The organism is Acinetobacter sp. L-24 (assembly GCF_056857555.1).
Genome location: NZ_JBSXNI010000027.1, coordinates 1 through 25,109 on the forward strand (window position 1 = coordinate 1; position 25,109 = coordinate 25,109).

Sequence of the window (25,109 nt, forward strand, 5' to 3'; positions counted from 1 at the left end):
TCATAAACAGTTGTGCTGGCGACCATAGCAAGAGTGAACCACCTGATCCCTTCCCGAACTCAGAAGTGAAACCTCTTAGCGCTGATGGTAGTGTGGGGTTACCCATGTGAGAGTAAGTCATCGCCAGCTCATTATTCGAAATCCCCCTCCGCCAAGGCAGAGGGGGATTTTTTTATGCGCAAATTTAAGTATTTCAACAATTATTAGTCGCGAAAGACTAGAAATTTAAAATCCAATTTGTATGTTTTTTAGTAAATCTGTGTTATAAAAAATAAAACGGCATAAAAATTGCTTATAAAACGGGATTTTCTATTAAGGGGGTAACAATGAGATTATCAGTGGGCATAAAAATTGCGAACTCGCTGTCATTAACTCCACAATTACAGCAAGCAATTCGGCTATTACAACTTTCAAGTCTGGAATTGGAACAAGAAGTTCAGTTGCAACTTGATAGTAATCCTCTATTAGAAAAAGTTGAAGAGCAAATTACCCTTGAAAGCTTATCGACAATTGAATCAAATAATGAAAATCACGATCTAACCAATGAACTTAATGCCGATCATCTGCCTGATGACTTACCTGTAGATACCGATTGGGATGATGTTTATACCCATCAACCTACAAGTCTGGGGGCAGCCGAGTTCGAAGAGCGTGAAGATAATCGTCAAGGACATCAGAGCCTGCAAGAATATATGCTAGAACAAATTAATCTGTTGAATTTTTCACAGGTTGATAAATTAATCGCTTATTGCATCGTGGATTCTTTAGACGACAAAGGTTTTTTAGATGCAGAGTTGAGTGAAATTACTGCATCGGTACAACATTTACTCTCTTCTATGGGGTCTGAAGAAGAAATTGAAGATGATGAGGTTGCCGTTGTATTAAAGCATATTCAACGTTTGGATCCGGTGGGTGTAGGTTCTAGAAGCTTGGCAGAATGCCTATTGGTTCAACTTGATAATTTACCTGCGTCAACCCCTTGCCGAAATGATGCGATCAAACTTCTGCAACATTATGAATTGTTGATTACCAATGAGCTTCCTAAGCTGATCAAACAGACTGGCTTAAATCCAGAACAGTTGCGCTGTGCTGTAGATTTGCTAAAAACCTTAAAACCGCATCCAGGTCTGGAATTTGAAAACAAGGAATCGGATTATCAGGTGCCAGATGTTGTGGTGATGAAAAAGAATAACTGCTGGCAAGTCAATTTAAACTCGGATGTACTGCCAAAGTTACGCGTCAATTCTTTTTATGCCAAAATGATTCGTCGTGCAGATCATAGCGATGATAATCAGTACCTGCGTAATCAGATGCTGGAAGCGAAGAACTTTATCAAAAGTATCGATGAACGGCATAAAACATTATTGAAAGTCGCGACTTGTATTGTAGAACATCAAAAGATGTTCTTGGAAATTGGGGCGGAAGGCATGAAACCTCTGGTTTTAAGAGATATTGCCGAAGAAGTCGAATTGCATGAATCTACAGTTTCTCGTGTAACCACCAATAAATATATGCTGACCCCACGTGGATTGTTCGAGTTGAAATATTTCTTCTCGAGTCATGTCGGGACTACTTCAGGTGGTGAAGCATCTTCTACTGCTATTCGTGCCAAAATCAAAAAACTGATTTCCGAAGAAAATGCCCGTAAGCCTCTGTCTGATAATGCAATTGCCAATATGTTAAAAGATGAAGGCATTGATGTGGCACGACGTACGGTGGCGAAATATCGTGAATCGTTACATATTCCTTCATCTTCTGAGCGAAAAGTCTTGATCTAAAATTTGAAATCTGGCTATTCTAGAGATTCATTATGACAACATAATGAATCTTTTTTCTTTTGAGGATCAGTAAGATTGATTTGATTCAGGACTTAAAATACGGATATTTTATTTATAAGTTACTGTATTTAAATTATTTTATATTGAGACTCTTCTAATCCTAACGAAGGTGAGGGATAGAACTATGCAAATAACAATTCGTGGACATCATTTATCGATTACGCCAGCTATTGAAGAAAGTATAAAAACCAAGTTTTCACAGATGACGAAGCACCTAGATCAGGTGAATAGTATGCAAGTGAAACTCTCGAAAGATCATCAAATTGATAAACGCTCTAGAAAGGGCAGTAGTAATCATATCGCAGAGGCTATTATCCGATTACCGGGCATTGAATTTTTTGCTCACGCCACCGCAGATGATATGTATACTTCAATTAAAATATTGACCGAAAAATTGAAACGGCAGATTGATCGATACCGGGAAATGCATTTACAGCAGCATCCTTTAGCCCTATAAAGGATAAATGATGAAAAAGAGGTTTTAAAAGCCTCTTTTTTTTATATATATAATGTATGGATCCATGAATTATTTTTGCTATTTATAGTAAAATGGCTCGTTTTACACCCTTAGTCCTATAAGAGGTCTTGTGATGAATAATGAACAGCTCGCTGAAATTTTAGAAGCCGCTTTTCCGGAGGCGGATGTTGCTGTGAGTGGTCAGGGCGGAAAATTTGATCTCCGTATTGTGGATGATCAATTTGAAGGTAAGCGTCCAGTTGCACGCCAACAAGCTGTTTATGCTCCTCTCAATGCCCATATTGCCAGTGGTGCAGTTCACGCAGTAACAATTCGCGCGATGACAAAAGAAGAATGGCGCAAAGCAAGCTTATTTGGAGCTTAATCATTTAATGGATAAATTTTTAATTCAGGGCGGTATCAAGCTCGAAGGTGAAGTGCGCATTTCTGGTGCAAAGAATGCAGCACTTCCATTATTGGCAGCAATGATTCTTGCTGATACCCCGATTACGCTCAGAAATGTTCCTAATCTAAAAGATGTCAATACGTTGGTGAAGCTGATTGCTGGTCTTGGGATCACCATGACTTATGAAGGCGATACGGTTGTTGCTGATACTTCTACATTAGATAACCAGTTCGCACCGTATGAGCTCGTAAAAACTATGCGTGCTTCTATTTTGGTGCTTGGTCCATTATTGGCGCGCTATGGCAGTGCAAAAGTGTCTTTACCAGGCGGTTGTGCGATTGGTTCCCGTCCTGTCGATCAGCATTTGAAAGCTTTAGAAGCTTTAGGCGCCGAGATTGAAGTCGAAGCCGGTTATGTACATGCCAAAGTCGATGGTCGCCTGAAAGGTGGCGAAGTTGTCTTTGATATGGTGACTGTGGGTGGGACAGAAAATATTCTGATGGCTGCCGTGTTGGCCGATGGTGTGACCACGATTCGCAATGCAGCACGTGAACCTGAGATCACTGATCTTGCGCAAATGCTGATCAAGATGGGTGCCAAGATTGAAGGTCTAGATACCGATACTTTAATTGTGACCGGTGTCGAACGTCTGCATGGCTGTGAATATGCGGTTGTTGCTGACCGGATTGAAACCGGTTCATATCTGGCAGCAGCAGCGATCACTGGCGGTCGTATCAAAACCACGCATACTGATCCGTCCCTGATGGAAGCGGTGCTGGACAAGTTTGAAGAAATGGGCGCAGAAGTGACCCGTGGTGACGACTGGATTGAACTGGATATGCTGGGTAAACGTCCGAAAGCTGTCAGCTTCCAAACCTTACCACATCCAGAATTTCCAACCGATATGCAAGCCCAGATTATGGCTGTGAATGCCATTGCTCAAGGCTTTGCGACAATTTCTGAAACGATTTTTGAAAACCGTTTCATGCATGTTCCTGAATTGGCACGTATGGGTGCCAATATTCAGGTAGAAGGTAATGATGCTGTGGTAACGGGTGTAGAAAAACTTTCTGCCGCACCCGTAATGGCAACAGATTTACGTGCTTCGTTCTCTTTGGTGCTGGCAGCACTTGCCGCTGAAGGTGAAACGCTGATTGACCGCATTTATCATATTGACCGCGGTTATGAAGATGTAGAAGCAAAGTTACAAAGTTTAGGTGCCCAAATTAAGCGAGTAAATTAATGAGCGATATGAGAAACGATGATCCAAACTTTGACGTAATGGGCAATTTTGATCATGGTTTAACTTTGGCATTAAGTAAGGGGCGTATCTTAAAAGAGACTTTACCTTTGCTAGAAACAGCAGGGATTAATCTTTTAGAAGATCCTGATAAATCTCGTAAATTGATTTTCCCGACCACGCATAAACAGGTTCGTATTCTAATTTTACGTGCTTCAGATGTACCGACTTATGTTGAAAATGGTGCAGCCGATATTGGCGTGGCCGGTAAAGATGTATTGATGGAACATGGCGCGCAAAACGTCTATGAACCATTGGACCTGAAAATTGCGGTATGTAAATTGATGACCGCCGGTAAGGTGGGGATGCTACGTCCTAAAGGTCGCTTAAAAATTGCGACCAAGTACGTGAATTTGACCCGTCAATACTATGCCAGCCTGGGTGAGCAAGTGGATGTGATCAAGCTGTATGGCTCCATGGAACTTGCACCATTAGTTGGTCTGGGCGATTACATCGTCGATGTCGTAGATACAGGCAATACCTTGCGTGCCAATGGTTTAGAGCCACTTGAAGAAATCTGCAAAGTGTCTTCGCGTTTAATCGTGAATAAAGCCAGCTTTAAGCGTAAGCAAGCGTTGTTAAATCCGATTCTGGCACAGCTTGAAAAAGCTGTGGAAGAACGTGAAAAGGCCAAACAAGCTTAAATTTGTTGCATAAAAATACCGTCCTCTTAGGGCGGTTTTTTTATTCGATTGAACATAAATACGATGTAAATTCTTTCATCAATTTTACCAAAAGTTATTTCCAATAAAACTCATAGGGCTAGAGCACTATAGCTGCCGACAAAAGTCTGGAAAACAGGTAAACTAAAGCCTTCGAATTCAAACCTGATGGGTAAATTGATGCGACGTTTATCGACCCAAGATCAAAACTTCAAGCAAGCATTTGCTGACTTGTTGGCTTTTGAAACTGTTAATGATCCTGAACTTTTAAAAACTGTAGATCAAATTATTGCTGATGTTCGTCAGCATGGTGATGCTCAAGTTCTTAAACTCACTCAACAGTTCGATCGACATCCGGCGCATCAATTTTCAGATTTAGAGTTAAGCCAAGAGCAACTGCAAGCTGCCTTCGAGGGTTTGACGACTGAAGTGCGCGAAGCTTTAGAGCTTGCTGCAGCACGCGTGCGCGAGTTTCACCAGGTACAAAAACAGGACGGCTGGACCTATGTCGATGCTTTAGGAAATACGCTTGGTCAGAAAGTCACTCCACTGGATCGTGTTGGGATTTATGTGCCGGGTGGTCTGGCTTCTTATCCATCTTCAGTATTGATGAATGCTGTGCCTGCTCATGTAGCGGGAGTTCCTGAAATTATTATGGTGGTACCTGCACCGAATGGTGATTTAAATCCATTGGTACTGGCGGCTGCCTATCTGGCAGGTGTGACACGTGTCTTCACGATTGGTGGCGCACAAGCGGTTGCGGCATTGGCTTACGGTACAGAAACTGTCCCACCGGTCGATAAAATTACCGGCCCAGGCAACCGTTTTGTTGCTGCGGCAAAACGTGCGGTGTTTGGTCAGGTCGGTATCGACATGATTGCAGGACCTTCTGAAATTCTGGTGTATGCCGAAGGCCAAAATAATGCTGAATGGTTGGCGATGGATTTACTTTCGCAAGCTGAACATGACACTGTGGCACAAGCCATTTTCATCACACCAGATGAACAGTTGCTGAATGAGGTTGAACAGGCGATTGAAATGCACCTGGCAATATTGCCAAAGGCAGAAATTGCCCGTACTTCGATTGCCAATCGTGGTGCTTTGGTACTCGTAAAAGACCGTCAAGAAGCATCAGATTTGATTAATCAGGTGGCACCTGAGCATTTGATGTTATGTTTAGATGATGCAGAAGCAATGTCTGACAGCATTCGTCATGCAGGTGCGATCTTTATGGGTCGTTATACGCCTGAAGCCATTGGTGATTACTGTGCTGGTCCAAACCACGTCTTGCCGACTTCAGGTACTGCGCGTTTTTCATCGCCACTTGGTGTCTATGATTTCCAGAAGCGCTCAAGCCTGATTATGTGCTCACAAGAAGGTGTAAAAACTTTAGCAAAAACTGCGGATATCTTGGCGCAACAGGAAAACTTGGATGCACATGCACAGTCAGCACGTTATCGTTATCAATCATAAATAGCATTACAACCTCTCCCTGACCCTCTCCTAAAAGGAGAGGAGAATTTAAACCACAAAAATCTTGTGTCTTTAGTAATGAAAATTCCTCTCTTGCGCCATATATGGCTCAGGGAGAGGTTAGGAGAGGGTTTAAAGAGAATACAAAATGAATATCACAACAGAACAAATGCGTTTTTGGAGTCCTGAAGTACGTGAATTAAAACCGTATACTCCAGGCGAACAACCAAAAATCCAGAATATTTTAAAACTTAATACCAATGAAAATCCGTATCCACCTTCACCCAAAGTGGTAGAAGCGGTTCAAAAGGTACTTGCGAATTCGGCAGATGTTTTGCGTTTGTATCCAGACCCTGATGCATCAGAGTTGAAACAGGCGATCGCTAAACAACAAAATGTACCTGTAGACACTGTCTTTGTCGGCAATGGCTCAGATGAAGTCTTGGCACATATCTTTAAAGCATTTTTTGTTCAAGAACAGCCTGTACTTTATCCAGATATTACCTATAGTTTCTATCCGGTTTATAGTCAGTTTTTTGGCATCAGAACCAAAATCTTGCCATTGAATGATGACTTTGAAATTGTGGTGGATGACTATAAACAAGCTAATGGCGGCATTATTATTACTAATCCTAATGCGCCGACCAGTATTGAACTGGGCTTGGCAGCCATTGAGGAAATCCTACAAGCCAATCCGGATTCAGTGGTGATGCTTGATGAAGCATATGTGGATTTTGGTGCAGAATCAGCAGTCAAGCTGGTTGAGAAATATGAAAATTTAGTGGTATGTCAAACCACATCGAAGTCACGTTCTCTTGCTGGTCTGCGAGTGGGTTTTGCGATTGCTCAGCCACATTTGATTGCAGCACTTGAAGCAGTCAAAAACAGCTTTAACTCCTATCCGATGGACCGTTTTGCGATTGCTGCAGCGGTCGCTTCATTTGAAGATCAGGCCTACTTTGAAGCACAGAATCAGAAAGTTATTGCCAGCCGTGAAAAGTTGGTGTTTCAACTAAATGAGCTTGGTTTTAAAATTTTACCATCGAGTGCCAACTTTATTTTTGCCTCATTGCCATCTAAGGATGCAGGCGAACTTGCAAGTGAGTTGCGTGAACGTGGCATTATCGTGCGTTATTTTAACAAGCCACGTATTAACCAGTTCTTAAGAATTACCATTGGTACAGATGAGCAAAATCAGCGTTTAGTCGATACGCTAAAAAATGAGATTTTGGTGTGATTAAAATCCCTCCTAGCTTCTCTTTGAAAAGGGAGGAGTTCCCTCTTTGAGTAAAGGAAGGTTAGGGTGGATTTGTAGAAAAAAGCGAATCAAATGATTCGCTTTTTTATTTATTCAGGCTGATACCAGGTATTTAACAGATCCAGCATCGCTGAAACTTTATCAAAACATTCCTGATATTCCGCATTACAATCCGAAGAAATGGTAATGCCACCACCGGCCCATAAAGAAACATCTTCTTGATATTTCTGGATGGAACGAATCAGAATGTTCCAGGAACCGGTACCATCAAAATTAAAATAACCCATTGAACCGCAATAAGCACCACGTGCTACACCTTCCAGTTCAGCAATAATCTGCATGGCCCGGATTTTAGGTGCGCCCGTAATTGAGCCACCTGGTAGGGCTGACATTAATACCTCGAAAGGATTCACATCTGCTTTTAAGGTCGCTTCTACTTCGCTCACCATATGATGCACTTGATTAAAACTTTCGATATTAAATAATTTGGGGGTTTTAACCGAGCCTGTTTCTGCATAAACACTTAAATCATTACGTAATAAATCCACAATCATGACATTTTCTGCTTGATCTTTTTCCGATGCTTTTAAGGTTTGTTTAGATTGTTCATCTAGCACAGGATCGCTATAGCGTGGCATGGTGCCTTTAATTGGTTTGGTGATAATTTTTCGATTTTTTTCGAAGTCAATAAATAACTCGGGTGAGCAGCTGAGTAATTCAAAATCACCAATACGTAAATAACCCGCGTAGGGCGCTTCGGTTAATGTCCAGAATGCTTGGGCAGTCGCTAAGAGGGAGCCTTGGGCACGACCTTTAAACTCTTGGGTCAGATTAATCTGATAGCAGTCACCTGCAACAATATAGTCCTGAATTTTCTGAAAAGCCTGAGTATAAACAGATTTAGTCCAGCGTGAGATACAAGGATTTTTTAAATGAAATGTCGAGTGAATTTTATCTTGATTAAGTAAGTTCTGAATATGATTGAAAATTTGTTCTGCCTGTGGATCATCACTATAGAACATCCAGCCATCAGAGATTGGTTTAATGTAGGAAGGAAATTGACCAATAAATAAACCAGGTTGAGGACGGTCTGGATACTGAATATATTGTTGAGCCGCATAATCGTAGCCGATAAAGCCAACATAGCCTCCATGAAAGCCATTCTCTTGAGGAGTTTTTAATGCATTAATCACTAAATTAAATTCAGATGGGCTGGGTTGATACTGTTCAATCCCTATTCTTTTAAAAGACTGAATTTGTGATGTCTGCGCAACAAAATATTCTTGAGCGCAGCAGGCAATAAAAGGCCGACCATTATTATTTAAATACACTAGATGATTCAATGTCTTCAATGCGGATAATAGATCTGTAACCAGACGTGATTCAAACTTTAAGGGACGATGATAGAGAGCTTCGGTCATTCAGTTATGGAGAGTTCGATATGACTTACTATTTTATATCAAGAAGCCAGGAAAATATTTTTAAATCATGAAATACCGTTTATCGGTAAGCGACAGATTGCGACCAACAACAGTTGATCAAAATTTGACTCGACGCTAATTTAAGTGGGCTAGCAAATTACTCAAGGAAAGATGCTTAAGCTGTCAGAAAATAAAAAATACAGCCTAAACACTGAGTAATTCACAACCAAAAAAAATAGTACTCTTGGGAGAGTAAACAATGAAAAAATTTACAAAATTAGTTTTAGCGACTTCAGTTGCATTTAGTGCCAATGCGATGGCGATGCAAGCAATGGATGATGCATCTCTAAGCGAAACAACGGGTCAAGACGGTTTGACAATTGGTATCGGCATCTCGAAAATTGCTATTGAAAAATTATTTATCCATGATAACGACGGTTTGGCACCTAAAGGTGTTGCAAATGAGGCGGGTTTCGGAGGTACTTCTACAGCAGGTGCGATCGTAATCCGTGGTAAGACTGATACAGCACCTGATGCTGCTGCTCTTGCTGATCCTACTACTGCAACGCATGGTGTAGTAATCGGTGCCAATTATGACAATAATGGTGCCTATTTACTTGCATCCCGTAACCTTGCTGACTTGGTAATTGATTCAGATGCTGGGGCTGGTAATCCTTTCATTAATGTTGCTGCACAAGTATCGGGTCTAGATATCAAAGTTGGCCGAATTGGTGTAACTGCATCTGGTGCAGATGATCCGGATTCGATTCGTCGAGGTGGTGCCGGTGTTGTAAACGACATCATTAGTGGTTTTGACGTTAAAACTGGTGTGATAAATGCCAATATTCAACTGGGTGCTGCTCCACAAGGCGCTATGATCAAGATGAATAGTGTAATGCAAGGTGGTTTAGAAATTAAGAACCTAGGTATTTTAGATAATTCCACTAAAAATAAAGTAGTGGGGCTTGTAGGCACGACTCCAGTGACTACACGTGAAGCCGGTGAGATTTTTGTTGAAAGTATCAAAATTGCAGATGCATCGTCTAATGATTTAACCATTAGCCAGAATATTTCTGTATTTAACGATGCTTATGTTGGTACTACCGGCACTCAATTAGGTAAGGCAGCACATGTTCGTATTGTAAGTAATGATACTGGGGCGAAAGACCAATACATTAAAGGTATTCATTTAGGTAACCGTGAAGCAAGATCATCAATTGGTGATATGGAAGTCCAAGGTTTACAAACTTTCTATTCTCCTTCACAAGGTGCTTATACTAAAGGCGCAATTATTACTATTTCTGGTCACTAATCTTTCTTCTAATAAAAGCGCGTGTTTACACGCGCTTTTTTATGACTATATCACTTATCTAAAAAATAAAAAAAATACTGTATTTTTTTGAAAAAACAGGTATCTTTCTAGTTACAGGGAAGTAGAGTTAATGCTCTATAAAAAGAAAAAATAGGCACATCATGCCCATTATAAGAAAAGTTAATAATTATGTTAGAGATCGCGTTGGGCTCGGCATTGATGTATTACGCTGCCAAAGAAGCTCTGGATATCAAAAAACAGCCGAACGGTGCTGTTCACTATACTGAAGTTCTTGATTCAAGAAATGACTCTTTTGTGCGTATGCACCGTGAAGCTGTGGAAGTAAAACCAGCCCTTCTGGATCAGTTTCAGGGCATTGTACGTCAAGCTTATGATTATAGTTGTGGTTCAGCAGCACTTACGACCCTCCTTAATGGTTATGTCGGTACGCAGCTGGATGAGCAGCAAGTCATGAGTGGGCTAATGAAATTCGGTGAAACGGATAAAATTGTTGAACGCCGTAGTTTTTCTCTGCTTGATATGAAGCGCTTTGTTTCAGCCTTAGGGTTGGAAAGTGGAGGCTATCGAGGAGAGTTCAAAGATTTAGTCAATCAAGATCAGCCCGCCATTGTTCCGATTTCCTATGCAGGATTTAAGCATTTTGTAGTGTATAAAGCTTATAAAAATGGCCGGGTTTATGTTGCAGATCCTGCACTTGGTAATATCAGTTTTGAGGAACGGCGTTTTCAGGATATTTGGGAAAATAACACTTTGTTCCTGATTAATGTACCTGAACAATATCGCAAAAATTTTCTAGCATTAAAAGAATCAGATATGCGCCATGTAGAAGATGCTACGATCAATCGCTATGCCTTGGTTGACATGCAGTATCCACAATTTTATATGGACAAAATTGCTGATAAAGCTTCTACGATCCGTATGGACCGTAATCGTAATACAGAGTCAGAACAATTTGGGGAATATCAACATAACTTCCTGAGACTGTATTACAAGAATAAATAAAACGAAAAACAGTAATAAAAATTAAAATGGTGAAATGGATATGAACAGTAAATGGATGAACAAGACGTTCTTGGCACTGAGCATTCAAATGGTAATGGGCGTTGCATTTGCTGCAGAAGAACCAGCACTAGGTGAATACGAAACGGTTGATGAAGAAGTTGTTGTTGAAACTGCTGCATCTGTACCGGCTCAAACTGGACAAGTCGAAACGCAGGCTGCAGAAGAGTCAGAACTAGGTGAATATGAAGCAGTTGAAGAGGCTGTCGTTGAAACAGCAGCACCTGTAGAGACTCAGGCTGGCCAAGTAGTAGATGCATCTCAAGCTTTACAGCAACAAGAAGGAGATGCTACTCAGGCAGCTAATCTGGAAGAAGTATTTACGTCAAATGAACGCCAATACTCTCTGATAAAACAAGGTGAAATTTCATCATATTACGATATTGATTATACCTATTATCGAGACACTCAACTCGATATAGAAATGGCTCAGGGCCAATTGTATCAACTACGTGTTCAAGAAAATGCAACACATAGTATGACTAATACTTTCACTTTCCAATATGGCGTGAAAGATAACCTGACCTTGACTGCATCCCTACCTTTAGTGGCCAAAACTGACTTGTTGAAAGATACCTCTACTGCGGGTTTAGGTGATATTAGTTTGGGCGCTCGCTGGGAACCCTTTCCCCTAAAAGCGGGTCGTCTGCCTCTGATTTTATTTGGTAATTTATCAACTAAAACTGGTGACAGCCCTTATGAAATTAATGCCGCGACAGATCTGGCAGCAGGAAAGGGCTATTATTCTGCTGGAGTAGGTGCTAGTACGCGTAAATACATTGACCCAGTCGTATTGTTTGCATCAGTTTCTGCGAACTATGGTTTTAAAGAATCGGGCCTGAATCAGCGTCGAGGTAGCCGGATTATTGAGGAGTTTGAACCTGGTGTTAGTGGAGGCTTTGCCTTTGGTTTCGCATATTCATTTAACTATGATGTTTCGATGACCATGTCCTATCAGCAAAGCTTTAATACTGGTGCGGAATTTAACTATAACACTGGTGAAAGTTATTCTGCTGCAGATCAGACCAGTTCTACCTTTGCAATTTCCTTAGGTGTGCGAGTCTCTCCAGAAACAATTGTTAATGGTACCGTTGGCTTAGGGCTGACCGAAGATGCACCGGATGTTTCGTTGGGATTATCATTCCCACTTGATATTTTAGGTTTTGGTAAAAAAATCAGTTAATAGGGGTGTCGTATGAAAAACATTCGACTTAGCCCGTTATTAACAGGAATTATTCTTGCGGGCTGTTCAAGTTATACCTTTGCACAATTGGGAACCAACCTTTCAGTTGATTTACGTGCACTATCCATGGGGAATGCTGTCACTGCAGATCCTCCAGGGGTCAATGCCATCCACTTTAACCCGGCTGCACTGACTAAAATTGATGGGCTGCAAACCGAACAGCAAATCATTGTGGCTAATTTTGATATCCAGCGTGAGTTTTCAGTACCCGCCGGATATAACGTATTTGGCTATTCTGATGATCCTATTGTCTGTAATGACGGTCCTGAAGTTTCATCTGATTTGTGTACAGATTTTAAAGGTCCGGTCAAAGGCGATGTGGAATATGTCAGCCTTTATGTCCCTTTTCTGAAAAAAATGGTGGATTTAGGCGAAGGTCTTCCTTTGACTGCACCGACTATGGGGATCGCATATAACCCACCTGGTTCTAAAGCCACTTATGCGACTGCTGTTTATGCTCCTCTCATGGCAGGTTTTGGTCATGAGGATGGTAATCCGGCAAACTTTATGGGACAACAGGTTGCTTTAGAGCGGATTACCTATCTGTCTCCATCCATCGGTTATGAGGTCAATGACCAACTGTCGATTGGTGCTTCTATCGGGATGTCTTATCAAGCCATCGGGATGAAAACGGACTTGCGTTTCCCGAATGAGTTGATCGGGATGTTGCGTATGATCGACGAAGTCGTGTGTACGCCGTTTAAAGAAAATTCCGACATTATTACAGATATTCTTTTGCTCGGGATCTGTAATGCTGATGAGGGGATGAACCCATTTGGCAAGTTTGGTCAAATGCAACTGGAGCTTGAGCAAAACTTAAGCCCAAGCTATAACCTGGGAATATTGTGGGAACCACGCGAAGATTTTAGTTTTGGTATGGTGTACCAAAGTGCTGCAAAAATGCGCTTAAAAGGTAAATATCATATTGATAATGCCAAAGCTCCTCAGGAAATGATTAAAGGTTTAATGACCTCACCGACCGGCCAGATTCTGGCTGCAATTCTTGGATTTCCTACTTATATACCATCGAGTGAATCTGGTCTGGTGTCGCAGGATTTTGAATATCCGGCGCATTTTCAGGCAGGTATCAAATATAAAGTGATGCCAGATTTGCAAGTAAATTTTGATATTGGCTGGACAGATTACAAGGTCTGGGACGAATTTAAATTCGAATTTGATCGTACTATTTCAGCCCTAAAAATTGCCAAAATTTTATCTGCTAATGTTACTGACTCAACCCTGGCTTTACCGATGGGATTTGAATCGCCGTGGAACTTCGGTATCGGGATGGAGTATTCCGCTACAGACCGCTTGAAGCTTCGAGCAGGTTATGAGCCACGGACTAGTGCTATTCCGAAAAATAAGCGTAATACCATGGTACCGATCAATGGTGCGCAGTTATTTGGTTTAGGTGTGGGTTACCGCTTTGATGCAGATACTGATCTGGATCTATCGATTGGTTTTTTGCGCAGCAAAGATCAGATTCCAGCAAATACCAGTAGTTTAGCCAACCAGACTGGGGTAAATAACCTGTTATTAAACCCATATGCAGGTTTAAACGTAAAAACAGATACCAAAATTACCATTTTAGGTTTGAACTATCGCACTCGTTGGTAAGGAAGAAATGATCAAGACAGGGAAAGTGGGATTGACAACGGTACTGGCATTAAGTCTGGTACCCTTGTCTTTTTATACAAGCGCTAAAGAATTTATTACGATTATTGGTCCAGATGGCCGACCATTAGTCGTACCACGTAATAATGTAGAGAAAAAAACTGAAGACAAATCTCGATTGTTGAAAAAAGTAGAAGCTGCAATAGTTCAGTCCATACCTGTGAAGCAAAACTTAGAAAAAGTACCCGTCGTAGAAAATGGACAAGTTAAATCTAAGCATGGCCATAATATGGTTGTACAACCAGTACAACCAGTACAACCAGTACAACCGCATATTGCACAAGCACAGATTGAGTCTACACCACGATTAATACCTGGATCTAAAGCTCCTCAAATTTCTGATGCTGGAACAGGATCTTCTGTTGCTAACATACAAAAACCGGGATTTAGCCAGGTTGAAGGCATTGAATATGTGGATAGTGAGTATCTGGAAAATAAAGAATTTAATTTGGAAGGCAAAAAACGTTTCTATAGCATGCCCGAAGGAGTAGTAGATAAAAATATCGGAACTACCCGGATCCAGATAATTGAACGTGAAAAAGGGGTGGGACAATCCGTATTAAAATCCTTGTTTCAAACGCCAGAAGTAGATTCTGGTCCTGTGGTACTGGCTCAAAGTTATTATCGTATTTCACAGTCGGAGACCATCAAGAGCTTAGGCAAGCAGTGTTTTAATGATAAGAAAATTAAAAAAGCGAAAGAAATCAGTTTTAAAAAAGCAGTTAACCTCTGGCCTCGTGCGCCTCTTAAAGCAGACGAATTTGATTTTGAAGTGGTAAAGCTTCAATCCGATATCCAGAATATTCAGATCAACTCTTATGCCTCTAGCCAGAAAAATCCAACGTATTATTGGCCTTTTGTTGTATTTTTAGACAGTCGTGGCTGTGTGCTTGAAGGAGCGGGCGGTTATAAAAATCAGGAAGAACAGGCGAATATTATTCAATATGAGCGTATCGAAGGGGTTCTCCAGATTCCTGCACAAACTGAATATGTATTATTGACGCCTTTGGCCTCCGCGATAGATGTTGAAGACAAGATGCTGACAAATCATGGACAACTAAAATTAGTCGCCATTCGATAAGGACTATTCGAGTATAAAAAGATGAAAAATAAAATATTATTTCCATTTGCTTTAACCACACTTTTAACGGCACTGAGCGGGTGTGGTGGGGAAAGTGCCAATGTCATTCCAGAAAAAAACGATGAAGCCACGACCAATGGTACTTGTACCCCAGGTACAACGAACTGTGTGGAATGGGGGCTGGAATATCCGCTCGATGGTTTGAACTTTAACTGTAGTAGCGATACAGAAAATACCTTTATTACGTTATTTGACAGTAAAAATGGGGTTGCTTCTGGAACCTGTCAAAAGAGGGATAATATTGAGTTTTATATTCAAAGTTTTGCTTCGCGCAAGATTAATTTAGGTCAAATTAAACTCAGCGATTATGCTAGTTTTAGTGCCCAGACCCAGCTGCCGCGTTTAAGTGTAATCGATATTGCAACTGGGATTACTCGACGTCCGGTAGCTGATTTGGTGCCTAATGATCCTACCGTTCAGGTGGCCATGCGTCTGGTTAAAATTCTGCAAGCTTTGGCGCTAGAAGAAGGGCGTATTATTAATCCATCTGATGTACAACCTTTGTATATTACTGAAGAGATGCGTAAAGACCTGGCGAAAACCAGTGAGAATATCAATTTGATGGATGCCGATTTGGCGACCAAAATTAAAGATTTTGTTGATATCAGCACAATTTCGGATGAGGTGGCTTTTGCCACAGTTAAAAAGCTGGTGACGATTGCCAACGCAGCCGTGTATCAGCCAGAATTTTCATTATTCTCAACTTCAGGCGTGATTGGAAGTAACCTGACGGGTTCAGATGGACTGGTGGGCTGTAATCAAAACCCTTGTGATATTAAGAATAAGAATACTAAATATTTATTTGGCCATTTTATGCTGATTACCAATCGCCAGGGCTATACCTTTGGCAGCGGCTTACAATGGCGTGATAATGAGTTAACTCTGGCTAAAGAAAATTTATCTTCCTTAGGGGGGATTAATGCTCAACTCATCCGTAAGGTGAAACCGGTACAAATGACCGCTGATCCACAAAGTTCATGGATTCATCCAACCAGTAAAGCCATTAACACGCCTTACCGCCTGAATGTCGCAAATAATGTGACTCCGCTTGAGTTGTATCAAGGCAGATTATTGAATGATTATGTGATCGCGGGTAAAGAAGCTTTCTATAAAGTGGTGACTGACAAAAAATCGCTGGATACTTCCGATCAAGCCAACTTGGGGTTGTGGCGTTTGCAGGCTGATGGTGAAAACTATACGGGAAGCGTTGATCTATATAAGATTTTCCCAATTAGTTATCTGGATCGTCAGGTCTTTAAAACAGCGCAGAACGTCGCGGATGGGGAGAAATACATTTTCCCAATGTATGCCAATCTGGAATTTAAATTTACAGATACCACTGTCAGCCCAATTACTTTAGGAATTGTAATTGACAGTAATGGTGATGTACGCACCAATATGCAATCCTCTAGTAATTTCGCGACTGATCCGGTGAATGGCTGTCAAGGTGATGTGTTGGCAGATACGCTCTTAGATCATCAAGGCATACAACAATATCGCCTCGGGACTTTGGGACGTGCATTTGTCGCTGATAAAGCGGTTTCCATGCGCCTGATTTTGGCCAATGAAAAGTTTGGTAATATTAATGGCGCATTGGTAGGGGTAGACTCGCGCATCCAGTCTTCACCGGATTCTAGGGATTCGATTGTGATCGGTGGTGCACTGCTCAATTTGTCTAATGTGTTAGATACTAATGTCGGCCAGAATGGGCGTGTAACTTTCCTGAATTCGGCAGGTGATGGAGTACAATGGGCCAATACCTATGCCAGTTTTCAAAAAGTTTATAATAATAACAATGAGGGTGAAACACCGGCAGATATTAGCCTAGCAAAATTAAACGGTGGTTCGGTTGAGTTTAAGCTTGCGGATTGCTATCAAGTCAAAGCCAAATAATATTCTTTAAAAATAAAAAAAACCCATCTTAGTATGGGTTTTTTTTATGGATGTTAAATTTAACCGGTATGGTCTAGACGCGTGCCTAAGGTTTCCAGATGCATTGGAAAAATATTATTTTTACGGTCTTCAAAATAATGTCTGAGAGTATGTTCTACACTCGGGAAGGCAAGTTCGGTCCAGGGAATATCTGCTTCATCAAATAAACGTGTTTCGATGGTCTCTTCACCCGCACCAAATTTTCCATCAATCAGATTGGCTTTAAATAGCACATAAATCTGACCAATACGCGGAATGTTATACATACAGTACAACTGTTCAATATCTACTTCAGCTTCGGCTTCTTCACGGGTTTCCCGTGCAGCCCCTTGCTCCATGGTTTCAAACAGTTCCATATAGCCGGCAGGTAAAGTCCATAAGCCGTAGCGTGGTTCAATGGCACGACGGCATAACAGTACTTTGTTTTCGAATAAGACTAAAGCACCACAAATTACTTTCGGATTAATGTAATGAATAGAGCCGCATGAATCACATACGCTGCGAATTTGCTGATCGCCCAAAGGAATTTTAGCAGTGGTTTTATGTCCACAATTCACACAGAAGTTCATATTCATCATCAATGATAAAAGTATGCTCAGGATAACTGAAAAACTAAAATTTGGCATCATTTCTCTCCCGCCCCGACTAAAATCAGCTATGATGAAATTATGATCATCGTCAGAGTTGAAAGAATGGATGCATGTGAATTGACACAAAGGTTGCAGCAACGCTTACGTTTTTCCAAGCGTATTCGATCTGCGCATGCTGCCGTGTTAATTGCAATTACAGATGAAGCTGACCCGAAAGTATTGCTGACGCGCCGTTCAGCTTATTTGAATAATCATGCCGGAGAAGTCTCATTTCCAGGTGGCAAGCGCGATCCACAAGATACCAGTAATATTGTGGTGGCTTTAAGGGAAGCCTATGAGGAAACGGCACTCAATCCTTTTGATGTGCATTTAATGGGTGATTTACCCATGCAAAAAGCCCGCAATGGCATGCTGGTCAAACCGATTGTGGGACTGATTCCTCCGCAAGTGAAGCTGATTCCACAACCGACGGAAATTGACCGGATTTTCTTTGCTTCATTGCAGCATTTGCTTGAAGTGACGCCCACGCCTTATGAAGTTCGTTTTGCCCAGCAATCTTTATATTTTCCGAGTATGCGGGTAGAAAATGAAGTGGTCTGGGGATTGACCGCACGTATGCTGATTTCTTTATTTCAATATGGGCTGGATTATAAAAAAGACTGGCCATTCTTGCTTAATTCTCCAACGTTTAAACGCTCCAAATTTTTTTAACCATTGAATAGGATTTTATCAATGTTGTACAAATTTCAAGGACATATGCCCACCGCTATACATCAGCCCTGGGATGGCTGGGTGGCACCAACGGCAACAGTGATTGGGAAAGTTGAACTTGGGCGGCAGGTCAGTATCTGGTTCGGTGCCGTAGTACGTGCAGATAACAGTAAAATTAAATTGGGTGACTTTAGCAATGTGCAGGAAAATGCAGTACTGCATACGGATGCCGGTATCGAGATGAATATTGGCAATTATGTGACAATTGGGCATCAGGCTATGCTGCATGGCTGTACCATTGGAGATAACAGCCTGATCGGGATTCAGGCTGTCATTTTGAACCATGCCGTGATTGGCAAGAATTGTATTATTGGTGCCAATGCCTTGATTCCAGAAGGCAAGGTCATTCCAGACAATTCTGTGGTGATGGGCTCACCCGGTAAAGTGGTGAAAACGCTGGATGATGACAGTATTCAAAAATTAACAATGAGCGCCATGCATTATGCCGAGCATTTTCAGAAATTTCAGGACTTGGAAGAAGTGCAACTCTAAGGCACTCTTTTATTGATTGAATCATAAGCCTAGATTTTCTAGGCATTTTTGTATCTGTTTCGGGAAAATCTCGCGTAGCGGATATGAGTGGAGTATCATATCCGCGTTTTTTATATTCTCTGAATTAAGGTTGTGCATGAAAGTGCTGGCATTGGAGACTGCCAATGAGCAGTGTTCCGTCTCTGTAATCGATGATACTCAAGAACTATTTTTTCAGCTTGATGCGCGCGCCAAGGCACAAACGCAAACGATTCTCCCGATGATTGAACAAGGTCTGCAAGCTCTTGGACTGGCCATTGCTGATTTGACTGCGATTGCCTTTAGTCGTGGTCCGGGTTCTTTTAGCGGTGTGCGTATTAATGCTGCCGTGACTCAGGCCTTGGCCTGGTCAAATGATGTGCCGGTGATTCCGGTGTCAACTTTGCAGGCTTTGGCACAGGCAGCCTATCGTTTACACGGCCTCAAGGAAGTGTCTGCGGTATTGGATGCCCGCATGAGCGAAGTCTATATCTCGAGCTATCAAGTGGATGCACAAGGAATTATGCAACCGGTTGATGATGAGCAACTGTTAAGTTATGCAGAAGGCAGCCAAGCTGTACGCTTTACCCCGGTGGGCTCAGGCGCTGAACTGGTACAAAGCGAAACTTCAATTTATAAAGATGTGCATGCGACCGCACAGGATATCGCCAGCATTGCACGTGCAGCGGCACAAGCAGAAAACTGGGTGAGTGCAGAATTGGCATTACCCGTATATTTACGCGATAACGCGTGGAAAAAAATTCCAGAACAAGGCAAAGCATAATTAATTAGGATAAAGCATGGATCTTTTACTGCTACTCAAAGCGGCCATCATGGGTATTATCGAAGGCATTACCGAGTTTTTGCCTATTTCCAGTACCGGTCATTTGATTTTGGCATCAGAATTAATGAATTTCTGGACCAAGGAAAAGAGTGATGTATTCGTCATTGCGATCCAGATGGGGGCAATTGCTGCCGTTATTTATGAATATTGGGCACGTCTTTGGGGGGCAGCGACCGGGATTGTCAGCGGTGAACCGCAAGGTCGCCGTTTAGGCATTGGCCTGATTCTGGCTTCTATTCCGATTATATTGATTGGTCTGACGCTGGGACAAACCGTCAAACAATTACTATTTAATGATATTGCAATTGCCATTGGTTTGATTGTCGGCGGTTTGATCATTATCTGGATTGAAAAGAATCCACCACAAGTCCGTGTACATGAAGTTGAAGAACTCAGCATTAGAGATGCGATCTGGATTGGCCTGATTCAGGTTTTATCCTTGATACCGGGAACTTCCCGTTCAGGTGCAACTATTATCGGCGCGATGTTTTTGGGTGTGTCCCGTAAGGCAGCGACTGAATTTTCATTTTTCTTGGGTATTCCGGTCATTATCGGCGCTGGCCTGCTGGACCTTTATCAAAGCTATGATGTGTTAAATACGACTGAAGACTGGACCGTGATCGGAGTTGGGCTTCTGGTTTCCTTTATCTCGGCATTGATATTAATCCGTGCGCTGGTCGCTTATGTGGCTAAACGCGACTTTATGATCTTTGCCTGGTATCGTATTGCTTCGGGTCTGCTGATTTTATTATTTGCCTATACAGGTTGGAAATTATGGTAAGCGCGATTCGCTTATATGCCGAATCTGACTATCAAGAGAAAGCACAGCACTTCGAGGCTGTGCTTTCTTCTCGTGGGGTACAGGTCGAGATTGAAATTGTTGAAAAACTCAATGCACGTTTTTTCCGTTTAAATCCTGAACTGGCCCTTTGTGCCGATGCTGACGGACTCTGGTTATGTGCCAACGGCATGAAGATGCAACCGGACTGGCAAGCGGAAACCGGACGCTTAAAACGCGCATCTTTGAAATCGGAAATGATTGCACGCGCCTGTAATTTAAGTGAAAAACCAAGCTTGGTTGATGCGACTGCGGGTCTGGGACATGACAGTCTGTTGATGGCACATTTAGGTGCGCAAGTGACCTTGGTTGAACGGCATCCGGTTCTATTCACCTTGCTTGAAGATACCCATATGCGTGCACAAGCGGACACATTCCTGAGTCAGATCGTATCGCGGATTCATTTGGTCTTTTCTGATTCAGCCGATTATCTGCAGCAACAGGCTCAGCAGCATCACATTGTCGATGTGGTTTATCTTGATCCAATGTTCCCACAGCGGGATCAAAATCAACAGGCAGTCAAGAAGCAGGCACAGGTCAAAAAACAGATGCAGCTGTTGCATATGTTATTGCCTGAAGATGGTGAAATGGATCTGGGCGATAATCTTCTGGAACTGGCACAGAAAATTGGCAAACGTGTCGTGGTCAAACGTCCGCGTCTGGCGGTATTTCTGGCCGGAAAAGAGCCAAATCATCAATGGCAAGGCGATGCTTGTCGCTTTGATGCGTATTTTCAGCATGAACTTGTAGCTGAATAGGATAATGGCTTCTTTATTAAGCAAAGATTTGTTATATATTTAAAATTAGCATTGATTAAATGCTTATCAAGCATAAACTTATTCAGCACATTAGCGAGCCACTCATCTCCTTGAAATCCTATGATCGACTTTAAACCCTCCATTAATTTTTGGCACGATTTTAAGAGCAACCAAATTGCCGGGATGTGGTTATTTCTGGGGTCGAGGCGTTCTTTACAACTGGTCCGTCCATCCATCATGCAACTGGTGTTCTGGGGGATCTTAGGGGGCTGCGCCAACAGTTTGTTTAGCTGGCTCAGTTCAGGCCGTATGGGAGATTTTAACTCTCAAGGCCTGATCAGTTATGCGCTTTGGCCTTTCATTGCCCTGATTGTCGGTATTTTTCTGTCGCAACGGGTCAATAATCCACGCTTGATGCTGGTGCCAGCCTTGTTATGGTTGGTGTTAGATACCCATATCATGCTGTTCCAGTGTCTGATTCAGTATCTGGGTGATCTGGATTATCTGCCTTATATCCTTTACGACTATATTCCAACGCTCTTTGTCATGCTGTTTGTCTGGCAAAGTCTGGCAGTGGTCTGGGTGATTTCACATGAATTAAAATGGCCGTGGTGGGAACGTGCGCTGATTATGCTGGCGACTTTGTTTACGCTAGTAGTTTGGCAGATTTCAGTCAAAGATCAGCCGATCTGGAAAGTCGAAGAAATTCCACCGAGTTTTGCCGAAGATGCTTTCTATGCCCAGCCAACTTTGCTGAATAAAGCGCTGGAAAATATCGAGTATGGTGAATTTGCACAGTCACACTGGTATTTCATGGGAGTAGCTGGAGCGAGCTATCAGGATGTATTCCATTCTGAAGTTGAGCGGATTAAAGAGCAGTTTGATACCCGTTTTGGTACTTTTGGCCGATCGATTGCCTTGGTCAATCACCCAGCGACACGTACCACTATGCCGATTGCTTCCAAAACCAGTATGGAGCTGACATTGCGCCGTATGGGGCAGCAGATGAACCGTGAAAGTGACGTATTATTTTTATATATGACCTCTCACGGTTTGCCGAATGTATTTGAAATGGAAAATGCCCCACTGGATCTGGCGCAGGTTGATCCAAAATGGTTGCGTGAAACACTAGATGCATCAGGCATACGTTGGCGCGTGATCGTAATCTCGGCCTGTTTTTCAGGCAGTTTTGCTTCTGCTTTACAGAATGACAATACCTTGGTGATTACGGCTTCGGCAGCTGATCGGCAGTCTTTTGGCTGTTCGAATGAAGCGGATTATACCTATTTTGGTCGTGCGTTCTTTGATGAAGCCATGCGTGAAAATAGCAGCTTGCAAAGCGCTTTCGCACAGGCCACAGATACCGTAGCAAAATGGGAATCAGCTCAAGGTTTTGAGCCATCAGAACCGCAATGGGTCATCGGTAAGAATATGGAATTGATGTTGCCACAACTGGAGCAACGTTTATTTCCACAGACCACTACGGCGACATCATCTCCCTAGATCAATGTCATCCACAGACCGGTTGTAATAATAAGGAATAGCCATGGAACTTATACAGAACAATAGAAGCTTTGAAGGTGAACAGCGGATTTATCGTTTTGATTCGCGCTATCTTAAAACCCCGACCAAGTTTGGCATTTTTCTGCCGCCTCAAGCTTTAGAAGGTCACAGCTGTCCTGCATTATTCTATCTGGCGGGTTTGACCTGTACCGAAGAAACTTTTGCCATCAAGGCGCATGCACAGCGTTTGGCGGCACAGCTTGGCTTGATTCTGATAACACCGGATACTTCGCCACGTGGCGAAGGTGTGGCAGAAGGCGACAACTGGGATATTGGTCAGGGTGCGGGTTTTTATATTAATGCCACTCAGGCACCGTGGGCTGAACACTATCAGATGGAAAGCTTCATTGTCGATGAGCTTTATGCATTGGTCACTGAGGAATTCGTGATCCATCCCGGCAAGATCGGTATCTTCGGCCACAGTATGGGTGGTCATGGCGCATTGACCCTGGCATTTAAATATCCAGAAAAATTCAAATCTGTTTCAGCCTTTGCACCGATTTGTGCCCCGAGCCAGTGTCCTTGGGGAGACAAAGCATTCTCAAATTATCTAGGTACTGAAAAAAAAGAATGGCTGAAACATGATGCGACCGCTTTGGTTCAGGAAAAGGGGGCATTGTTTGGCGATATCCTGATTGATCAGGGTTTTTCAGACCAGTTCTATAACCAGCTCAATCCAGCCCTGTTTCAGCAAGCTTGTGATACCGTGAACCAGCCGCTCACTTTGCGTGAACATCAGGGCTATGATCATGGCTATTACTTTATTCAAAGTTTCATAGATGATCATTTACAATTCCATGCCGTGCAGTTAAATCCTTAAAGCAAGACTGCACTTATACAGCAGATTTAAGAAGATTAAAAAACCTCCAAAATGTTTTTACATTCTGGGGGTTTTTCTTTTAATATCAGATGTATAAAAGTATAAAAAATTGGGGTCGTCATGCAGCAGACAGCAGACGGTATTCGTGTCAGTGAGCCATTATTTCCAGCTGCTTCAAGTTTTTCGACTGAAGTCACGCCTTCGGTCAGACCGAAATACCAGCGTTATGGATTCAGATTTCATGGCAGTGCATCCGAATATTTTGGTATCTGGATGGTGAATCTGATGCTGACTATAGTGACATTGACCTTGTACAGCCCTTGGGCCAAAGCACGCCGTATGCGTTATTTCTACGGCAATACCCAATTTTTAAAACATCGCTTCGACTTTGTGGCCATGCCGAGCCGGATCCTGCTGGGTCGTCTGTTTGCACTGGAACTATATCTGGTTACCGTCGTACTGACCAACTATTCAATCCTTGCTACCAGCTCTTTATTGATGGTCGCTGCGCTGTGTTTGCCCTGGCTCATTCGGATGACCCTGAAATTCAAGGCCCGAAATAGCAAATATGGCAATGTGCGCTTTTATTTTAATGGCAGCAACCGCGAGGCTTACAGGGTCTTATTTCTGGCCATCCTGATCAATATCTTTACTTTGCTGCTGTTTAGTCCGGTGATGATCTGGCTCTACAAACGCTATTGCTTTAATCATTTATCGATTGGTCAGCTGCAATTCAAGCTGAATATTAACTGGTCCAAGTTTATGTCTGCCGTTTATCTGCCCTTGAGTCTTTGCCTGCTGGTTGGTATTGGCTTGCAGCAGTGGTGTACTGGGTAGACCGGATAGGGACCAATTTGTTTAGTCTGGGTTTACTGCTTAGCTATCTGCTTTGCCTGGCGCTGGTCTGGCCGGTCATTTCTGCACGTTTATATATCATTACATGGAATCATGTGGAGCTTGGTCAAAGTTACTTCAAAACACGGGTAAGCACCTGGCGTTATAGCTGGATTGTGCTGAGCAACTGGATGGTACGTGTTCTTAGTCTGGGCTTAATGACGCCTTGGGCTGCCATCCGTTTATATGAATATCAGTTGAACCATCTGGAACTCTATGTAGCAGAAGATGAAGCTAATCTTGAGCATATCTTGCAACCTGACCCGAGTGCTTTGGCTGATGAAATCCTGGACGTATTTGATTTCGATGCATCGCTATAGGAGT

The 25,109-nt window shown here is 42.4% G+C and carries 22 protein-coding genes, 1 rRNA gene and 1 pseudogene; 22 read left to right on the top strand and 2 right to left on the bottom strand.

Features of this window, described 5'->3' with window-relative positions:
- Positions 1–14: 14 nt before the first annotated feature.
- The 8 genes from rrf to hisC all read left to right on the top strand — a co-directional run bounded on the left by rrf (position 15) and on the right by hisC (position 7,373).
- A 5S ribosomal RNA gene (gene rrf / locus AC13CK_RS02685) occupies positions 15–129 on the top strand.
- Positions 130–326: 197 nt separating this feature from the next.
- Positions 327–1,778 carry an RNA polymerase factor sigma-54 gene (locus tag AC13CK_RS02690; RefSeq protein WP_425879974.1) on the top strand — a complete coding sequence of 484 codons (1,452 nt, stop codon included), beginning with the start codon at positions 327–329 and terminating at the stop codon, positions 1,776–1,778.
- Positions 1,779–1,962: 184 nt separating this feature from the next.
- Positions 1,963–2,295, top strand: a complete 333-nt coding sequence (gene hpf, locus AC13CK_RS02695) for a ribosome hibernation-promoting factor, HPF/YfiA family (RefSeq protein WP_004730744.1) — start codon at positions 1,963–1,965, stop codon at positions 2,293–2,295.
- Positions 2,296–2,428: 133 nt separating this feature from the next.
- Positions 2,429–2,680 carry a BolA family iron metabolism protein IbaG gene (gene ibaG / locus AC13CK_RS02700; protein ID WP_004730742.1) on the top strand — a complete coding sequence of 84 codons (252 nt, stop codon included), beginning with the start codon at positions 2,429–2,431 and terminating at the stop codon, positions 2,678–2,680.
- A gap of 7 nt (positions 2,681–2,687) precedes the next feature.
- Positions 2,688–3,944 (top strand): UDP-N-acetylglucosamine 1-carboxyvinyltransferase, encoded by a 1,257-nt coding sequence (murA, locus tag AC13CK_RS02705; RefSeq protein ID WP_004279150.1) that lies wholly within the window; start codon positions 2,688–2,690, stop codon positions 3,942–3,944.
- The gene (hisG, locus tag AC13CK_RS02710; protein WP_004730740.1) at positions 3,944–4,645 is read left to right on the top strand and encodes an ATP phosphoribosyltransferase; all 702 of its coding nucleotides are present in this window, start codon (positions 3,944–3,946) and stop codon (positions 4,643–4,645) included. Before murA ends, hisG begins: the two co-directional genes overlap by 1 nt.
- 186 nt (positions 4,646–4,831) lie before the next feature.
- On the top strand, positions 4,832–6,136 hold the full coding sequence (hisD, locus tag AC13CK_RS02715; protein ID WP_425879975.1) for a histidinol dehydrogenase: 1,305 nt from the start codon (positions 4,832–4,834) through the stop codon (positions 6,134–6,136).
- Positions 6,137–6,284: 148 nt separating this feature from the next.
- A complete protein-coding gene (hisC, locus tag AC13CK_RS02720; RefSeq protein ID WP_425879976.1) occupies positions 6,285–7,373 on the top strand; it encodes a histidinol-phosphate transaminase in 1,089 nt (362 codons plus the stop codon).
- Positions 7,374–7,483: 110 nt separating this feature from the next.
- Here hisC and AC13CK_RS02725 read toward each other — a convergent pair whose 3' ends face one another.
- Positions 7,484–8,815 carry an anthranilate synthase component I family protein gene (locus AC13CK_RS02725; RefSeq protein ID WP_425879977.1) on the bottom strand — a complete coding sequence of 444 codons (1,332 nt, stop codon included), beginning with the start codon at positions 8,813–8,815 and terminating at the stop codon, positions 7,484–7,486.
- Between the two features lie 259 nt (positions 8,816–9,074).
- Here AC13CK_RS02725 and filA point away from each other — a divergent pair, with 259 nt between their 5' ends.
- The 6 genes from filA (at position 9,075) to filF (ending at position 17,158) form a co-directional block, all read left to right on the top strand.
- The gene (gene filA / locus AC13CK_RS02730; RefSeq protein ID WP_425879978.1) at positions 9,075–10,127 is read left to right on the top strand and encodes a putative pilus system protein FilA; all 1,053 of its coding nucleotides are present in this window, start codon (positions 9,075–9,077) and stop codon (positions 10,125–10,127) included.
- A gap of 189 nt (positions 10,128–10,316) precedes the next feature.
- Positions 10,317–11,150, top strand: a complete 834-nt coding sequence (gene filB, locus AC13CK_RS02735; protein ID WP_153567073.1) for a putative pilus system C39 family peptidase FilB — start codon at positions 10,317–10,319, stop codon at positions 11,148–11,150.
- 34 nt (positions 11,151–11,184) lie between these two features.
- Positions 11,185–12,390, top strand: a complete 1,206-nt coding sequence (gene filC, locus AC13CK_RS02740; protein ID WP_425879979.1) for a putative pilus system protein FilC — start codon at positions 11,185–11,187, stop codon at positions 12,388–12,390.
- Between the two features lie 12 nt (positions 12,391–12,402).
- On the top strand, positions 12,403–14,067 hold the full coding sequence (filD, locus tag AC13CK_RS02745; protein WP_005107779.1) for a putative pilus system OmpP1/FadL family transporter FilD: 1,665 nt from the start codon (positions 12,403–12,405) through the stop codon (positions 14,065–14,067).
- A 7-nt stretch (positions 14,068–14,074) separates the two neighbouring features.
- Complete coding sequence (gene filE, locus AC13CK_RS02750; RefSeq protein ID WP_482830931.1) at positions 14,075–15,205, top strand: putative pilus assembly protein FilE; 1,131 nt, start codon at positions 14,075–14,077, stop codon at positions 15,203–15,205.
- Positions 15,206–15,226: 21 nt separating this feature from the next.
- On the top strand, positions 15,227–17,158 hold the full coding sequence (gene filF, locus AC13CK_RS02755) for a putative pilus system protein FilF (protein WP_482830932.1): 1,932 nt from the start codon (positions 15,227–15,229) through the stop codon (positions 17,156–17,158).
- Positions 17,159–17,217: 59 nt separating this feature from the next.
- On the opposite strand, the gene AC13CK_RS02760 is transcribed toward filF, so the two are convergent.
- Entirely contained in the window at positions 17,218–17,766 is a 549-nt protein-coding gene (locus AC13CK_RS02760) for an NUDIX hydrolase (RefSeq protein WP_161785319.1), read from the bottom strand.
- Positions 17,767–17,889: 123 nt separating this feature from the next.
- Between AC13CK_RS02760 and AC13CK_RS02765 the strand changes: the two genes are divergently transcribed.
- From AC13CK_RS02765 to AC13CK_RS02800, 8 genes and pseudogenes are all read left to right on the top strand, one after another.
- Complete coding sequence (locus AC13CK_RS02765) at positions 17,890–18,498, top strand: NUDIX hydrolase (RefSeq protein WP_004279164.1); 609 nt, start codon at positions 17,890–17,892, stop codon at positions 18,496–18,498.
- Positions 18,499–18,522: 24 nt separating this feature from the next.
- Positions 18,523–19,050, top strand: coding sequence for a gamma carbonic anhydrase family protein (locus AC13CK_RS02770; RefSeq protein WP_374952841.1), 528 nt, complete (start codon positions 18,523–18,525; stop codon positions 19,048–19,050).
- Positions 19,051–19,186: 136 nt separating this feature from the next.
- Positions 19,187–19,852 carry a tRNA (adenosine(37)-N6)-threonylcarbamoyltransferase complex dimerization subunit type 1 TsaB gene (gene tsaB / locus AC13CK_RS02775; protein WP_374952227.1) on the top strand — a complete coding sequence of 222 codons (666 nt, stop codon included), beginning with the start codon at positions 19,187–19,189 and terminating at the stop codon, positions 19,850–19,852.
- Between the two features lie 16 nt (positions 19,853–19,868).
- Complete coding sequence (locus AC13CK_RS02780) at positions 19,869–20,693, top strand: undecaprenyl-diphosphate phosphatase (RefSeq protein WP_004279167.1); 825 nt, start codon at positions 19,869–19,871, stop codon at positions 20,691–20,693.
- The gene (locus AC13CK_RS02785; protein ID WP_425879982.1) at positions 20,687–21,508 is read left to right on the top strand and encodes a class I SAM-dependent methyltransferase; all 822 of its coding nucleotides are present in this window, start codon (positions 20,687–20,689) and stop codon (positions 21,506–21,508) included. The genes AC13CK_RS02780 and AC13CK_RS02785 overlap by 7 nt, the downstream gene beginning before the upstream one ends.
- Before the next feature lie 120 nt (positions 21,509–21,628).
- The gene (locus tag AC13CK_RS02790; protein ID WP_004279169.1) at positions 21,629–23,011 is read left to right on the top strand and encodes a C13 family peptidase; all 1,383 of its coding nucleotides are present in this window, start codon (positions 21,629–21,631) and stop codon (positions 23,009–23,011) included.
- Between the two features lie 43 nt (positions 23,012–23,054).
- Entirely contained in the window at positions 23,055–23,891 is an 837-nt protein-coding gene (fghA, locus tag AC13CK_RS02795; protein WP_425879983.1) for an S-formylglutathione hydrolase, read from the top strand.
- 120 nt (positions 23,892–24,011) lie between these two features.
- Positions 24,012–25,105, top strand: a pseudogene (locus AC13CK_RS02800) (YjgN family protein).
- The last annotated feature ends 4 nt before the right edge of the window (positions 25,106–25,109 follow it).